Origin of the sequence: Burkholderia sp. IDO3 (assembly GCF_003366075.1) — a bacterium.
Taxonomy (GTDB): Bacteria; Pseudomonadota; Gammaproteobacteria; order Burkholderiales; family Burkholderiaceae; genus Burkholderia; species Burkholderia anthina.
The window spans coordinates 3,461,652-3,475,733 of record NZ_CP028963.1; the positions used below are offsets into that span (position 1 = coordinate 3,461,652).

15 protein-coding genes are annotated in these 14,082 nt (G+C 70.3%); 7 read left to right on the plus strand and 8 right to left on the minus strand.

Translation table 11 applies throughout. The features are described from left to right. Window positions 1–31: 31 nt before the first annotated feature. Window positions 32–1,057: an XdhC family protein gene (locus DCN14_RS30975; RefSeq protein WP_096508358.1), complete on the plus strand. Its 1,026-nt coding sequence runs from the start codon at window positions 32–34 to the stop codon at window positions 1,055–1,057. An 86-nt stretch (window positions 1,058–1,143) separates the two neighbouring features. On the opposite strand, the gene DCN14_RS30980 is transcribed toward DCN14_RS30975, so the two are convergent. From DCN14_RS30980 to fliE, 7 genes are all read right to left on the minus strand, one after another. Further along, the gene (locus DCN14_RS30980; RefSeq protein WP_096508359.1) at window positions 1,144–1,863 is read right to left on the minus strand and encodes a PepSY-associated TM helix domain-containing protein; all 720 of its coding nucleotides are present in this window, start codon (window positions 1,861–1,863) and stop codon (window positions 1,144–1,146) included. Window positions 1,864–1,970: 107 nt separating this feature from the next. Further along, window positions 1,971–2,174: a hypothetical protein gene (locus DCN14_RS38145; protein ID WP_143331733.1), complete on the minus strand. Its 204-nt coding sequence runs from the start codon at window positions 2,172–2,174 to the stop codon at window positions 1,971–1,973. Next, window positions 2,131–2,451, minus strand: coding sequence for an EscU/YscU/HrcU family type III secretion system export apparatus switch protein (locus tag DCN14_RS30985; protein ID WP_096508360.1), 321 nt, complete (start codon window positions 2,449–2,451; stop codon window positions 2,131–2,133). Before DCN14_RS30985 ends, DCN14_RS38145 begins: the two co-directional genes overlap by 44 nt. Further along, complete coding sequence (locus DCN14_RS30990; protein ID WP_096508361.1) at window positions 2,448–3,731, minus strand: flagellar hook-length control protein FliK; 1,284 nt, start codon at window positions 3,729–3,731, stop codon at window positions 2,448–2,450. The genes DCN14_RS30985 and DCN14_RS30990 overlap by 4 nt, the downstream gene beginning before the upstream one ends. 75 nt (window positions 3,732–3,806) lie before the next feature. After that, complete coding sequence (locus DCN14_RS30995) at window positions 3,807–4,139, minus strand: flagellar protein FliT (protein ID WP_096508362.1); 333 nt, start codon at window positions 4,137–4,139, stop codon at window positions 3,807–3,809. Continuing rightward, window positions 4,136–4,570: a flagellar export chaperone FliS gene (fliS, locus tag DCN14_RS31000; RefSeq protein ID WP_096508363.1), complete on the minus strand. Its 435-nt coding sequence runs from the start codon at window positions 4,568–4,570 to the stop codon at window positions 4,136–4,138. The genes DCN14_RS30995 and fliS overlap by 4 nt, the downstream gene beginning before the upstream one ends. Before the next feature lie 145 nt (window positions 4,571–4,715). After that, the gene (gene fliE / locus DCN14_RS31005) at window positions 4,716–5,060 is read right to left on the minus strand and encodes a flagellar hook-basal body complex protein FliE (RefSeq protein ID WP_096508364.1); all 345 of its coding nucleotides are present in this window, start codon (window positions 5,058–5,060) and stop codon (window positions 4,716–4,718) included. A gap of 253 nt (window positions 5,061–5,313) precedes the next feature. On the opposite strand from fliE, the gene fliF reads away from it, so the two are divergent. The 6 genes from fliF to DCN14_RS31040 are packed head-to-tail and all read left to right on the plus strand — an operon-like array spanning window position 5,314 to window position 12,049. Then, window positions 5,314–7,077 carry a flagellar basal-body MS-ring/collar protein FliF gene (fliF, locus tag DCN14_RS31015; RefSeq protein WP_096508365.1) on the plus strand — a complete coding sequence of 588 codons (1,764 nt, stop codon included), beginning with the start codon at window positions 5,314–5,316 and terminating at the stop codon, window positions 7,075–7,077. Beyond that, window positions 7,067–8,062 (plus strand): flagellar motor switch protein FliG, encoded by a 996-nt coding sequence (fliG, locus tag DCN14_RS31020; RefSeq protein ID WP_096508366.1) that lies wholly within the window; start codon window positions 7,067–7,069, stop codon window positions 8,060–8,062. The genes fliF and fliG overlap by 11 nt, the downstream gene beginning before the upstream one ends. Beyond that, the gene (gene fliH / locus DCN14_RS31025) at window positions 8,055–8,738 is read left to right on the plus strand and encodes a flagellar assembly protein FliH (protein WP_096508367.1); all 684 of its coding nucleotides are present in this window, start codon (window positions 8,055–8,057) and stop codon (window positions 8,736–8,738) included. The genes fliG and fliH overlap by 8 nt, the downstream gene beginning before the upstream one ends. Then, window positions 8,732–10,273: a flagellar protein export ATPase FliI gene (fliI, locus tag DCN14_RS31030; RefSeq protein ID WP_096508368.1), complete on the plus strand. Its 1,542-nt coding sequence runs from the start codon at window positions 8,732–8,734 to the stop codon at window positions 10,271–10,273. Before fliH ends, fliI begins: the two co-directional genes overlap by 7 nt. A 5-nt stretch (window positions 10,274–10,278) precedes the next feature. Then, window positions 10,279–10,737 (plus strand): flagellar export protein FliJ, encoded by a 459-nt coding sequence (fliJ, locus tag DCN14_RS31035; RefSeq protein ID WP_096508369.1) that lies wholly within the window; start codon window positions 10,279–10,281, stop codon window positions 10,735–10,737. Between the two features lie 31 nt (window positions 10,738–10,768). Further along, window positions 10,769–12,049 (plus strand): flagellar hook-length control protein FliK, encoded by a 1,281-nt coding sequence (locus tag DCN14_RS31040; protein ID WP_096508370.1) that lies wholly within the window; start codon window positions 10,769–10,771, stop codon window positions 12,047–12,049. Window positions 12,050–12,080: 31 nt separating this feature from the next. On the opposite strand, the gene DCN14_RS31045 is transcribed toward DCN14_RS31040, so the two are convergent. Beyond that, a complete protein-coding gene (locus DCN14_RS31045; protein WP_096508371.1) occupies window positions 12,081–13,721 on the minus strand; it encodes a GMC family oxidoreductase N-terminal domain-containing protein in 1,641 nt (546 codons plus the stop codon). Window positions 13,722–14,082 lie beyond the last annotated feature (361 nt).

The window sequence follows — 14,082 nt, forward strand, 5'->3', positions numbered from 1 at the left end:
CATAATGCGGCCAATCAATGAGGTAACGACGATGGAAAGTGTGGATCTCGACGTGTTGAAGTCGAGCGCGCGCTGGCTCGACGAAGGACGCCGCGTGCTGCTCGTGACGGTCGTGAAGACGTGGGGTTCGTCGCCGCGCCCCGAGGGCGCGATGCTCGCGGTGCGCGAGGACGGGCTCGTGGTCGGTTCCGTGTCCGGCGGGTGCATCGAGGATGACCTGATCGCCCGCGTGCATGCGAGCGGCATCGCGGCCGACGCGCGCCCGGAAGCCGTCAAGTACGGCGTGACGGCCGAAGAGGCGCACCGTTTCGGGCTGCCGTGCGGCGGCACGATCCAGCTCGTGCTCGAGCCGCTCACGCGCGACAGCGGGATCGCCGCGCTCTGCGCGGAAGTCGAAGCCGGCCGCCTCGTCACGCGCACGATGACGCTCGCGACCGGCCGCGCATCGCTGTCACCCGCGCAGGCGGCCGACGGCCTCGCGTTCGACGGCGAGCGGCTCGTGACGATCCACGGGCCGCGCTACCGGATGCTCGTGATCGGCGCGGGGCAGTTGTCGCGCTATCTGTGCCAGATCGCGGTCGGGCTCGACTACCAGGTGACGGTGTGCGACCCGCGCGAGGAATACACGGATGCGTGGGACGTGCCCGGCACGCGCGTCGTGCATACGATGCCCGACGATACGGTGCTCGACATGAAGCTGGATGCGCGTTCGGCCGTGATCGCGCTCACGCACGACCCGAAACTCGACGATCTCGCGCTGATGGAGGCGCTGAAGACGCCCGCGTTCTACGTCGGCGCGCTCGGCTCGCGGCGCAACAACGCGGCGCGGCGCGAGCGGCTGCTCGAATTCGACCTGAACGACGTGGAACTCGCGCGGCTGCACGGGCCGGCCGGCATCTACATCGGCAGCCGCACGCCGCCGGAAATCGCGATCTCGATCCTCGCCGAGGTGACGGCCGCGAAGAACAACGTGTCGCTGCCGACGATCCTGCAGGTCGAGGGCGCGAAAGCCGCGCGCGAGATCGCGGCCAGCAACGGCGCGACCTGCGGCCTCTGAGCCCGGCCGGCGCCGGCTTGCCGCCGCACCGCCGGACGCGCGCTACGCGCCGGCGGCAAGCCGGCGCGACTCATGCCGCGAGCGAATCAGGCGAGGCCCGCGGCGAGCGCCGCCGCGACCGAGCCGGCCACCAGCACGACGCCCACCGTGCGACGCTTGTTCAGCTCCGTCCACAGCAGCACGCCCGTCAGCGACAACAGGATCAGCGACCCCGCGATCGTGTCCATCAGCAGCACCCAGCCGAGGTTCATCCCGACGCCGCGATGCAGGTTGTTCAGCGTCGTCAGGAACGTGTTGCCGGTGCGCTTCACCGACACGTAGCCGTTACCGACCCAGTATTCGGCCTGCAGGTTCTGGTGCGGCCCGAACAGGCCCATCTGCCAGTGCTCCGGCTGCATCACGCGCTTGTCGCCCCACGCGACCGGTTGCGCCGGCTCCTTGCGCATGCGCCCCGGGCGGCCGTCGAAGTGCAGCTCGTGCTGCAGCCACTTCGTCATCGCGGCGGGCGACTTCGGCACCGGGTCCGGCAACGCGATCTGCATCTGCTCGACCTGCGGCTCGCCGGTCGAAATCTTCAGCGGCGGCGCGCGGTGATTGAGCAGCACGCCCGTCACGCCGAACAGCAGCCCGAGCACCGCGCCCCATAGCCCGACCCAGCCGTGCACCTTGCGCAGCCATTTGATGAAGGTCGCGCGGCGCGAACGCCGGCGGCGGGCAGCCAGTTCGTCGTCGGTCAGCGGGCGTGCGGCCGGATGCAGCACGGTAATGCCCGCCTGCGGCGGGGCGATCGTTTCGGGCGCGTTCACGCAAAAGCTTCCATTCGTCCAAAGCAACGGGCGGCGCACGGAAATCGCGCGTCGCCCGGGCAGTATGAAAATGAGAATGGGTATCATTACATAAACTGCGGCGGCACTCAATCCGCCAGGGCGACCCAGGCGGGCGAAAAAATCCGGCAATAGCCGATGAAGCGCGACATTTGCGCATCAATCGAGAAAAATAAAAGCGAGATGTCAACGAAATCATCGCGAAAGACAAAGACAGCATTTCGCAAGAAATCGGGCCGCGCCGGGCGCTCAGCGGCGTAGCGGCGGCAGCGGAAAGCGTGGCGCGGCGTCACCCTGCTCGGCCTCGGTGCGATCGAGCGAATACAGCCACGCGAGCAGATCCGCGACGGCCTGATAAAGCTGCGGCGGAATCCGGTCGTCGAGATCGACCTGCATCAGCAACGACACCATCTCCGGCGCCGTATGCACGTACAGCCCTGCATCGTGCGCGCGGGCGACGATCATCTCCGCGAGCAGCCCATAGCCCTTCGCGACCACGCGCGGGGCCGCATCGCCGCCTTTCGGATCGTAGACCAGCGCGGCTGCGCGCTTGCGGGACGTCATGCTCATCGCGGCAAGCCGTCGTCGAGATCGGGCGAGCCGGCGGCCGCGCTGCGCGCATACGCGGCGGACGCCGCCCGTGCGGCCAGCGGGTCGAAATCGTCGGGTTCGTCGTCGACCGCGCGGATCGACAGCCCGCCGAGCTGCAGCCCCGATCCCTCGAACCGTTGCCGCAGCGCAGCCTCGTTGCGTGTGAGGCGGTCGGCGCCGGTCGAATTCGCGCGCAGCCGCGCGACGAGTTGCGCGCCGTTCAACACCAGTTCCGCATCGACGGTGCCGAGCGACGGCAACGTCAGCGTCAGCCGCGTGCGCCATGCGATGCCGTCGCCCGCGTCGTCGCTGCGCGATGCGCGGCCGCCGTGTTCGTCGGGCTCGATCGTCCAGTCGAGGCGCGCGCCGGGCCATGCCTCGCCGCTCCAGCGGAACTGGTCGGTCGCGAGCGCATCGAGCTGCTGCCTGACGATCGGCACGGCGTCCGGGTGCACGGAAGCCGCGGCCGGCGCCTGCGGGTCGGACGAAGCAGCGGCCAGTTCGGCACGCGCGGGCGTCCAGCGCACGTCGGCGTGTTCGCCGAGCGGATCGGCGGCCATGCCGGCCGCGCCCGACGATGTGTATTGCCGCGCGCCCGCGGCAGCGTTCTGCGCGAGTTCGCTCGGCATCGTGCCGCCCGGCTGCGCGGCGGTTCGTGCCGCGGCCGGCAGCGGCGAGCGCGGCGCGAGCAGTTCGTCGAGCGCGTCGGACGCACCGTCCGCGGCAGCCTGCCCGAGCGCGGCAAGCCGCGCCTGCGGTTCGCGCAGCAGCGCGGCGAGCGGGCGCTGGCCGGCCAGCCATTGCGCGAGATGGGATTCGTAGAAGAGGCCGCTTTCGCTCACGGCCTGCGCGAGTGCGGCATGCAGCACCGCGACGGGCGGCGCGGCGGCATTCGCGGCATTCGCGCCAGAAGCGGCGGCCGACGCGGCCGGACCGGACGCCGGCGGCGGTGCCGGATCGGTCAGCAGCACGGCGGGATCAGCCAGCAGCGGCGCTCGCCCGGCGACCACGGGGGTCGCGGCGCCGCCCGCGCGCGAAATCGCATCGAGCACGAGCGCGACATCGGACAGCGCGGTTTGAGCGGAGGCCGGCGGCGCGGCAGGCGAGCCGTTCGCCGCCGGCATCGACGAAGCGCCGGTGCCCGGCGTGCCGACCTGCGCGGTCGCGCCGCCGCCGGCGGGCGCCGACACGGTGCCGGTCAGCAGGCTGTCGAGGCGGCTCGCCAGCAGGGCGGCCGCAACGGAGTCGATACCGGTCATGATCGGAGCCTGCTCACCTCAGCCACCTCGTTGCGAATTCGGGCGCGCGGGAACCGCGGCCGCGGCCAACGAACGCTACCCGCGTGCGCGGTAGAGATCGGTCAATACCTTGGTCGAGCGCCGCGCCTCGAACAGCGCGGACAGCCGCGCGACTTCCGGGCTCGCGAGATCGCGAATCGCGGCGTCGTCGGCGAGGATGCGGCGAATCAGGCCGAGCTTGCGGCCGAGGTCCGATTCGTCGAGCGTGACGCCCGGATCGGCCTCCTTCAGCCCGTCGACGAGTTGCAGGAATTCGGCCTGCAATTCCGGCAGCGCGCTCCAGTCCGCGCCGCGCGCGGCGCACAGCATCCGGCCCGACACGGCCGCGAGCGCCTCGTAACGCGCGAAATACTCGGCCTTGCGATTCATCGCGCCGCGCCCGCTGCCTGTTGTGCGGCCATGCGCGCGACTTCCGGCGCGATGCCCGTCCATGCTTCCTCGAGCGTCGCGAGCAGCCCGTCGGCCTCGACCAGCATCGCATCGCTCGCGTCCGCATTGGCCTGCAGCAGGCGCCGGCCGATATACGCGTACAGCGCGTCGAGGCGCGTGGCGATCTCGCCGCCCGCGTCGCGGTTCAGCGAAGCCTGCAGGCCGCTCTCGACGATCCCGATCGCCTTGCCGATCGCTTCGCCGCGGGCCGGCACGTTGCCTTGCTGCAAGTGCAGGCGCGCGAGCGCGATGGCCTGCCGCGCGCCCTGGTACAGCATCGCGATCAGCCGGTGCGGGGACGCGCCCATCACCCCCGTCTCGACGCCGACACGCGCGTACGCACTGGCTCCAGCGTGTCCTGGGGAAAACATGCGCTTCTCCTTTTGATGCGTTGGCTATGCGGAGGCCGCCGCCCTGCATTGCACGACGCGGCCATCTTCCGCAGTTATCGGAAGGAAATTGAAAAGCTTTAGGCGCGCGGGCCGCCGGCCCGTCGACGCGGCCGGCCGGCGCGCGTCACACCGACATCTGCATGATGTCGTTGTAGGCGCTCACGAGCTTGTTGCGGACCTGGAGCCCGAACTGGAAGCCGATGTTGGCCTTCTGCATGTCGACCATCACGTCGTTCAGCGACACGTTCGGCGCGCCGACTTCGAACGCCTGCGCCTCGCCCAGCGCGTGCTGCTGGTCGCCGCTGATCTTGTCGAGCGACGCCTTCATCGCGCTCGCGAACGTGCCGGCGGTCGCGGCGCCGGAGCCGGCGAGCGCGGCCGTCGGGCTCGCGACCCCGCCGGACGCCTGCGCGGCCATCGCCTGCATCTGTTGCAACACCGATCCGATTCCGCTGACGTTGGCAGTCATGCTGTCCCCAGACTTGAATTAAGAGAAGAGACCCGGCCTGACCGGGCGATCCGCCGGCGCCGCACGACGCGCACCATGCCGGATCGCGAAAAAGGATAGCAGCGCACCACGCGCCAAAGCCGCGAAAGTACGGGGGAAACCCCGCTCTTTTCGGTCGATCGGACGCGCCGCCGGATCACGATAATCGCATCGTGTCATTGTCCGTCCGCTCGTCCGAGCGGCTCAGTCGTCCCGCTCCGGAGAAACTCGTCGCATGGATTCGCAGGCCAATTCGCTGATCAACCCCGACGCCCGCGCGGGCCTCGCCAGCCCGGTGCCAGGCGCCACCGCGGCCGCCGCGCTGCCGGGAGCGGGCGGCGCTGGCGCGGACTTCGGGTTGGGCGGCTTCGCCGAACGCATCCCGGGCATCTCGCGGATGAAGGGCAACCCGAAGCTGCCGTTCGTGATCGCCGTCGCGTTCGCGGTCGCCGTGATCACCGCGCTCGTGCTGTGGAGCCGCGCGCCCGACTATCGCGTGCTGTACAGCAACCTGTCGGACCGCGACGGCGGCGCGATCATCACCGCGCTCCAGCAGGCAAACGTTCCATACAAGTTCGCCGACGCCGGCGGCGCGATCCTCGTGCCGTCGAACCAGGTGCATGAAACGCGCCTGAAGCTCGCCGCGATGGGCCTGCCCAAGGGCGGCTCGGTCGGCTTCGAGCTGATGGACAACCAGAAATTCGGCATCAGCCAGTTCGCCGAGCAGGTGAACTACCAGCGCGCGCTCGAAGGCGAGCTGCAACGCACGATCGAGTCGATCAACGCCGTGCGCGGCGCGCGCGTGCATCTCGCGATCCCGAAGCCGTCGGTGTTCGTGCGCGACAAGGAAGCGCCGAGCACGTCCGTGTTCGTCGATCTCTACCCGGGCCGCGTGCTCGACGACGGCCAGGTGCAGGCGATCACGCGGATGGTGTCGTCCGGCGTGCCCGACATGCCCGCGAAGAACGTGACGATCGTCGACCAGGACGGCAACCTGCTCACGCAGTCCGCGTCGGTGTCCGGCCTCGACGCGAGCCAGCTCAAGTACGTGCAGCAGATCGAGGGCAATACGCAAAAGCGCATCGACGCGATCCTCGCGCCGATCTTCGGCACCGGCAACGCGCGCTCGCAGGTCAGCGCGGACGTCGATTTCTCGAAGATCGAGCAGACCTCGGAAAGCTACGGCCCGAACGGCACGCCGCAGCAGGCCGCGATCCGCAGCCAGCAGACCAGCAGCGCGACCGAACTCGCGCAGGGCGGCGCATCGGGCGTGCCGGGCGCGCTGTCGAACACGCCGCCGCAGCCGGCTTCCGCGCCGGTCGTCGCCGCCAACGGCCAGGGCGGGCCGCAGACGACGCCGGTCAGCGACCGCAAGGACCAGACGACCAACTACGAGCTCGACAAGACGATCCGCCATCTCGAGCAGCCGATGGGCAACGTGAAGCGGCTGTCGGTCGCCGTCGTCGTCAATTACCAGCCGGTCGCCGACGCGAAGGGCCACGTGACGATGCAGCCGCTGCCGCCCGCGAAGCTTGCGCAGGTCGAGCAGCTCGTGAAGGACGCGATGGGCTACGACGAGAAGCGCGGCGACTCCGTCAACGTCGTGAACAGCGCGTTCTCGAGCGTGAGCGACCCGTACGCCGACCTGCCGTGGTGGCGCCAGCCGGACATGATCGCGATGGCGAAGGAAGCCGCGAAGTGGCTCGGCATCGCGGTCGCTGCGATCGCGCTCTATTTCATGTTCGTGCGCCCGGCGATGCGCCGCGCGTTCCCGCCGCCGCAGCCGGTCGCGCCGGCGCTCGCGGCGCCGGACGATCCGGTCGCGCTCGACGGCCTGCCCGCGCAGCTCGGCGCCGACGAAGCCGACCCGCTGCAGCTCGGCTTCGAGAACGAGAAGCACCGCCACGAACGCAACCTCGACTATGCGCGCACGATCGCCCGCCGGGATCCGAAGATCGTCGCCACCGTCGTGAAGAATTGGGTGTCCGATGAACGCTGAAGGTTTGACCAAGAGCGCGCTGCTGCTGATGTCGATCGGCGAGGAAGAAGCCGCCCAGGTATTCAGGTTCCTCGCACCGCGCGAGGTCCAGAAGATCGGCGCCGCGATGGCCGCGCTGAAGAACGTCACGCGCGAGCAGATCGACGACGTGCTGCAGGACTTCGTGAAGGAAGCCGAGGGACACACCGCGCTGTCGCTCGATTCGAGCGACTACATCCGCTCGGTGCTGACCAAGGCGCTCGGCGAGGACAAGGCCGGCGTGCTGATCGACCGCATCCTGCAGGGCAGCGACACCAGCGGCATCGAGGGCCTGAAGTGGATGGACTCGGGCGCCGTCGCCGAGCTGATCAAGAACGAGCACCCGCAGATCATCGCGACGATCCTCGTGCACCTCGACCGCGACCAGGCGTCCGAGATCGCGTCGTGCTTCGCCGAGCGGCTGCGCAACGACGTGATGCTGCGGATCGCGACGCTCGACGGCATCCAGCCGGCCGCGCTGCGCGAGCTCGACGACGTGCTGACCGGCCTGCTGTCCGGCAGCGACAACCTCAAGCGCAGCCCGATGGGCGGCATCCGCACCGCGGCCGAGATCCTGAACTTCATGACGAGCAACCATGAAGAAGGCGTGCTCGAAAGCGTGCGCCAGTACGACGCCGATCTCGCGCAGAAGATCATCGACCAGATGTTCGTGTTCGAGAACCTGCTCGACCTCGAGGACCGCGCGATCCAGATGGTGCTGAAGGAAGTCGAGTCGGAAACGCTGATCGTCGCGCTGAAGGGCGCGCCGCCCGCGCTGCGCCAGAAGTTCCTCGCGAACATGTCGCAGCGCGCGGCCGAACTGCTCGCCGAGGATCTCGACGCGCGCGGCCCGGTGCGCGTGTCCGAAGTCGAAACGCAGCAGCGCCGCATCCTGCAGATCGTGCGCAACCTCGCCGAAAGCGGCCAGGTCGTGATCGGCGGCAAGTCGGAAGACGCGTATGTCTGATTCCAAGCGCGCGCGCGCCGGCACCCTCACCGCGTACCAGCGGTGGGAGATGACGTCGTTCGATCCGCCGCCGCCCCCGCCGCCTGCCGACGATGCGGCAGCGGCGGCCGCCGCGCTCGCCGAGGAATTGCAGCGCGTGCGCGACGCCGCGCACGCCGAAGGCCATGCGGCCGGGCACGTCGAAGGCCAGGCACGCGGCTACCAGGCCGGTTTCGAGCAGGGCCACGCGCAGGGCTTCGAGGCCGGCCAGGCCGAAGCGCGCGAACAGGCCGCGCAGCTCGCGGCCCTCGCCGCGTCGTTTCGCGAAGCCGTGTCGAACGCTGGGCACGATCTCGCGGCCGACCTCGCGCAGCTCGCGCTCGACATCGCGCAGCAGGTCGTGCGCCAGCACGTGAAGCATGATCCCGCCGCGCTCGTCGCGGCCGTGCGCGACGTGCTCGCCGCCGAGCCGGCGCTGTCCGGCGCGCCGCATCTCGCGGTGAATCCGGCCGACCTGCCCGTCGTCGAAGCGTATCTGCAGGACGATCTCGATACGCTCGGCTGGAACGTGCGCACCGACGCGTCGATCGAGCGCGGCGGCTGCCGCGCGCATGCGGCCACCGGCGAAGTCGACGCAACGCTGCCCACGCGCTGGCAGCGCGTCGCCGCCGCGATCGGCAAGGTGGGCGCGTGGTGACGCGCGTGCCCGAGTCGTTCGCGCACGACGGCATGACGCCGCTCGAACGCGAACTCGCGCTCGCGTCGTTCGGCCCCGACGGCGCGCACGACCCCGCCCGCCATGCGAAGCCGCTCGCGGTCGGCACGCCCGACGACGCGCCACGCGCACCGCACAATCCGCATCTCGCACAGTGGCGCTCGCACCTGAACGGGCTCGCCGAGCGCAGTCAGCGCGCGCTGCCGCTGCGCCCGTGCGGGCGCCTCACGCGTGCAGCCGGCCTCGTGCTGGAGGCGATCGGGCTGCGCCTGTCGGTCGGCGCCGAATGCACGATCGAATTGCCGCCAGGCAGCACGCTGCCGCACGCGGAAGCGGAAGTCGTCGGCTTCTCCGGCGACCGCCTGTTCCTGATGCCGACCACCGACGTCGCGGGCGTCTTGCCCGGCGCGCGCGTGTGGCCGCTCGAGAACGCGCCCGTCACCGACCCGCTCGCGGGCGCCAAGCGGCTGCCGGTCGGCTGGAAGATGCTCGGGCGCGTCGTCGACGCATCGGGCCGCCCGCTCGACGGCCTCGGCCCGCTCGGCTCGAACGCCGACGCCCCGCTGTCGGCGCCGTCGATCAACCCGCTCGATCGCGAGCCGATCCACCACGTCCTCGACGTCGGCGTGCGCGCGATCAACGCGCTGCTCACCGTCGGCCGCGGGCAGCGGATGGGGTTGTTCGCGGGCTCCGGCGTCGGCAAGTCGGTGCTGCTCGGCACGATGGCGCGCTACACGAGCGCGGAAGTGATCGTGATCGGGCTGATCGGCGAACGCGGCCGCGAAGTGAAGGAATTCATCGAACAGATCCTCGGCGAGGACGGACTCGCGCGCTCGGTCGTCGTCGCGGCGCCGGCCGACGTGTCGCCGCTGCTGCGGATGCAGGGCGCGGCGTACGCCACGTCGCTCGCCGAGTATTTCCGCGACCAGGGCAAGCACGTGCTGCTGCTGATGGATTCGCTCACGCGCTACGCGATGGCGCAGCGCGAGATCGCGCTCGCGATCGGCGAGCCGCCCGCGACCAAAGGCTATCCGCCGTCGGTGTTCGCGAAGCTGCCCGCGCTCGTCGAACGCACCGGCAACGGCCCCGAAGGCGGCGGTTCGATCACCGCGTTCTACACGGTGCTGACCGAAGGCGACGACCAGCAGGACCCGATCGCCGATTCGGCGCGCGCCATTCTCGACGGCCACGTCGTGCTGTCGCGCGCGCTCGCCGAGGCCGGTCACTATCCGGCGATCGACATCGAGGCGTCGATCAGCCGCGCGATGACCGCCCTGATCGACGAAAAGCATCTCGACCGCGTGCGGCAGTTCAAGCAGATGCTGTCGCGCTACCAGCGCAATCGCGACCTGATCGCGGTCGGCGCGTACGCGCCCGGCCGCGACGCGCAGCTCGACCGCGCGATCGCGCTCTACCCGCGCATCGAATCGTTCCTGCAGCAGGGCTTTCGCGAATGCGCGCCGTTCGCGTCCAGCCTCACCGCGCTCGATGCGCTGTTCGACGTATACGGAGGCTGACCCGGATGGCACACGGCTTTCCCCTTCAATTGCTGCTCGACCGCGCGCAGGAAGACCTCGACACGGCCGCGAAGCAGCTCGGCACCGCGCAGCGCGAGCGCGCGTCGGCCGCCGAACAGCTCGACGCGCTGCTGCGCTATCGCGACGAATACCACGCGAACTTCGCGCAGTCCGCGCAGCACGGCATGCCGGCCGGCAACTGGCGCAATTTCCAGGCGTTCATCGATACGCTCGACACGGCGATCGCGCAGCAGCGCAACGTGCTGGCCGCCGCCGAAGCGCGCATCGACGAAGCGCGCCCGAACTGGCAGCAGAAGAAGCGCACCGTCGGCTCATACGAAATCCTGCAGGCGCGCGGCGTCGCGCAGGACGCGCAGCGCGAGGCGAAGCGCGAGCAGCGCGACGCCGACGAGCACGCCGCGAAGATGCTGCGCATGCGGGCCGATGCGGCCCGATCGGCATAACCGTCCACCGCCTTCGAACGAGAGAATCGCCATGCCTCCCCTTCCTCTGCTCGGCGCGCTGATCGACACCGCGGGCGCCGCACTCGGCGCCGTCCGCGGCGCGGGTTCGTCCGCCGGCAACGATGCCGCGGTCGCGCCGGCCGCCGCGCCGTTCGCACAGACGCTGAAGCACAGCGTCGTCACGCGGCACGACACAGCGCACGGCAGCAAGCCGGATACCGCGACGAAACACGCGTCGTCGACGCCGGCCGCCGGCGCCAGACATCCCGGCGATGACGACGACAAGTCCGCCGACGATGCGGGCACCGCCAGCAATGGCGACGCCGCCGCGCTCGCCGCGGCCGCGGCCGCCGTGCAGGCGCAGCTGCAGGCACGCGTGAACGACGGAACGCCGGCCAGTGCCGATGCAGCGACGGCCGCGGCGGCATCCGCCCAGCCGGATGCCGCGGGGCACGCAAGCCAGGATGCGACGGCCGTGCCGGCATCGGGCCGCGACGCGCTCCAGGCTGCGCTGGCGAAGCTGACCGGCGGCGCGGGCGCGATCGGGGCGAGCACGGCATCGGCGACGTCCGGATCGGCCGCCGCCGCGCCGCTCGCGTCGAAGGCGTCGGCGTTCGACCGCACGCTTGCCGACTCAAAAGGCGCGCTCGCCGCGCAGCAGACACCCACGCAGGCCAACGCGCAGGCGCTGCAGGCCGCCGCGAGCGCCGAGCCGGCTGCGCATGCGCTGGCGCAGACCGGCGACACTGCGAGCCCGAGCGCCGACGCGATGGCCGCGGCCGCCGCAACGGCTGCCGCCGCGGCGCAGTCCGGCGTGCCGGCATCGCCGGCCGCCGGCGCGATCGCCGCGGCCAACCCGCACGTGCTGTCGCCGCAGGTCGGCACCGCCGACTGGACCGACGCGTTGAGCCAGAAGGTCGTGTTCCTGTCGAACGCACACCAGCAGAGCGCCGAGCTGACGCTGAACCCGCCAGACCTCGGCCCGCTGCAGGTCGTGCTGCGCGTCGCCGACAATCACGCGCACGCGCTGTTCGTGTCGCAGCATGCGCAGGTGCGCGATGCGGTGGAAGCCGCGCTGCCGAAGCTGCGCGAAGCGATGGAAGCGGGCGGGCTCGGCCTCGGCAGCGCGAGCGTCAGCGACGGCGGTTTCGCATCGCAACAGCAGAACGCGCAACAGAGCTTCTCCGGCGGCCAGTCGCCGCAGCGCGCACGCGCCGGATCGTCAGGCGTCGATGCACCGGTCGACGCTGTGCAATCCGCAGCGGCCGCCGCGACCGTGAGCCGCGTGGGCCTCGTCGATACGTTTGCCTGAACATCGCGCGCCGCGTGCCGGTGCGTGCCGCTCAGCGGCCGTGCACCGCCGCGGCCGCCTCGCCGCGCGGCATGCCGCCCTTGCGCGCCGCGACGATGAAGTCCGCCGCGCGCTCGCCGATCATCACCGACGGCGCATTCGTGTTCCCGCCGATCAGCGTCGGCATCACCGACGCATCCACCACGCGCAATCCTTCGACGCCGCGCACCCGCAATTGGGGATCCACCACCGTCCGCGCGTCCGAGCCCATCCGGCAGGTGCCGACCGGGTGATAGATCGTGTCGGCATGCGCGACGATCGTCGCACGCAGCTCGGCTTCGCTCTGGTCCGCCCGCGTGTACAGCTCGCGCCCGCCCTGCGACGCGAGCGGCGCCTGCGACAGGATCCGGCGCATCGCCTGCGCGCCACGCACGAGCAGGTCCAGGTCGCGTGAATCGCTGAAAAAGCGCGGATCGATCAACGGCGCATCGCGCGCATCGCCGCTCGCGAGCGCGACCGTGCCGCGGCTGTACGGACGCAGCGCGCACACGTGCAGCGAATAGCCGAAACCCCAGTGCATCTTGCGGTTGTGATCGTCGACCAGCGCCGTGCAGAAATGCAGTTGCAGGTCCGGACGATCGATCGACGGATCGCTCTTGATGAAGCCGCCCGCTTCCGCGACGTTGCTCGTCATCATCCCCGAGCGGCTCGAGAAGTAGCGCGCGAGCGCCGGCGTCATCTTCGCGATCCCGCGCAGGCAGATGCCGACGAGCTGCGACGAATTCACGCGCGTGTTGATGATGAAGTCGATATGGTCGATCAGGTTCGCGCCGACGTCCGGCGCATCCTGCACCACCGCGATCCCGTGCCGGCGCAGCTGTTCGGCCGGACCGATCCCCGAGCACATCAGCAGTTGCGGCGAATTGAACGCGCCGGCCGACAGGATCACCTCCGCGCGTGCACTGAGCGTCTCGACGCTGCCGTTGCGCGACACCACGACGCCCACCGCGCGCTTGCCGTCGAAGCCCACACGCAGCACCGTCGCATCGGTGATCACGTTCAGGTTCGGCCGGTTGCGGCCGTAGATGTACGCCCGCGCGACGCTGCAGCGCGAACCGTCGCGATGCGTGACCTGATAGAAGCCGACGCCTTCCTGCGTCGCGCCGTTGAAGTCGTTGTTCAGCGGATAGCCGGCCGCGTGCGCGGCCTGGATGAATCGTTCGGAGAACGGATTACGAAAGCGCAGATCGGAGACGGTCAACGGGCCGTCCGCGCCGTGCCACGCATCGGCGCCGCGCTGGTTGCCTTCCGCGCGGCGAAAATACGGCAACACGTCCTGCCAGCCCCAGCCCGTCGCGCCGAGTTGCGCCCACTCGTCGTAGTCGCCCGGGTGGCCGCGCGTGTAGATCATCGCGTTGATCGCGCTCGAGCCGCCCATCCCGCGCCCGCGCGGCTGGTAGCCGCGCCGGCCGCCGAGCCCCGGCTGCGGCACCGTCTCGTAGCCGTAGTTCGTGCCGAGCTTGAACGGCACGAGCGCCGCGATACCCACCGGCATGTTCACGAGCAGGTTGCGCTCCGTATGCGAGCCCGCCTCGATCAGCGCGATCGTCGCGTCGGGGCATGCATCGGCGAGACGGCTGGCGAGGCTCGACCCGCCCGACCCTCCGCCGACGATGATGTAGTCGTATTGCATGTCATGTCTCCTTCGCGTCATGAACGGCACCCGGCGCGGCCCGGCTCCGCTTGTAATGTTCGGGCATTGTAGGAATGGCCGTCGCGCGCGCGGCACGCGGATTCAAGAGCGATTCCTCTAAACGCCCGCGTGAACTAAATTTAAGATGTATCGATTCATTCGACGCGATGCACCGGCCGCGAGAAGCCGCGCCGTCGCGAAACTGGGGAGACGACGATGCAGCGCCAGGTTCTGCAGGCCGTGTGCCGACCGGGTCGTCCGGACGCACTGCGCGCGGCCCGCATTTCATTTCAAACGGCGGGCCATGCGGTGACGTCCGGCAACGCGCGCGCAGCCGATCGAAATCGAACGGCGCGCGGCG

Bases quoted from the DNA above. Each gene is read 5' to 3' on its own strand.
- DCN14_RS30975 (WP_096508358.1), top strand. From the start codon at position 32: ATGGAAAGTGTGGATCTCGACGTGTTGAAGTCGAGCGCGCGCTGGCTC.
- DCN14_RS30985 (WP_096508360.1), bottom strand. From the start codon at position 2,451: ATGAGCATGACGTCCCGCAAGCGCGCAGCCGCGCTGGTCTACGATCCG.
- DCN14_RS30990 (WP_096508361.1), bottom strand. From the start codon at position 3,731: ATGACCGGTATCGACTCCGTTGCGGCCGCCCTGCTGGCGAGCCGCCTC.
- DCN14_RS30995 (WP_096508362.1), bottom strand. From the start codon at position 4,139: ATGAATCGCAAGGCCGAGTATTTCGCGCGTTACGAGGCGCTCGCGGCC.
- fliS (WP_096508363.1), bottom strand. From the start codon at position 4,570: ATGTTTTCCCCAGGACACGCTGGAGCCAGTGCGTACGCGCGTGTCGGC.
- fliE (WP_096508364.1), bottom strand. From the start codon at position 5,060: ATGACTGCCAACGTCAGCGGAATCGGATCGGTGTTGCAACAGATGCAG.
- fliF (WP_096508365.1), top strand. From the start codon at position 5,314: ATGGATTCGCAGGCCAATTCGCTGATCAACCCCGACGCCCGCGCGGGC.
- fliG (WP_096508366.1), top strand. From the start codon at position 7,067: ATGAACGCTGAAGGTTTGACCAAGAGCGCGCTGCTGCTGATGTCGATC.
- fliH (WP_096508367.1), top strand. From the start codon at position 8,055: ATGTCTGATTCCAAGCGCGCGCGCGCCGGCACCCTCACCGCGTACCAG.
- fliJ (WP_096508369.1), top strand. From the start codon at position 10,279: ATGGCACACGGCTTTCCCCTTCAATTGCTGCTCGACCGCGCGCAGGAA.
- DCN14_RS31040 (WP_096508370.1), top strand. From the start codon at position 10,769: ATGCCTCCCCTTCCTCTGCTCGGCGCGCTGATCGACACCGCGGGCGCC.
- DCN14_RS31045 (WP_096508371.1), bottom strand. From the start codon at position 13,721: ATGCAATACGACTACATCATCGTCGGCGGAGGGTCGGGCGGGTCGAGC.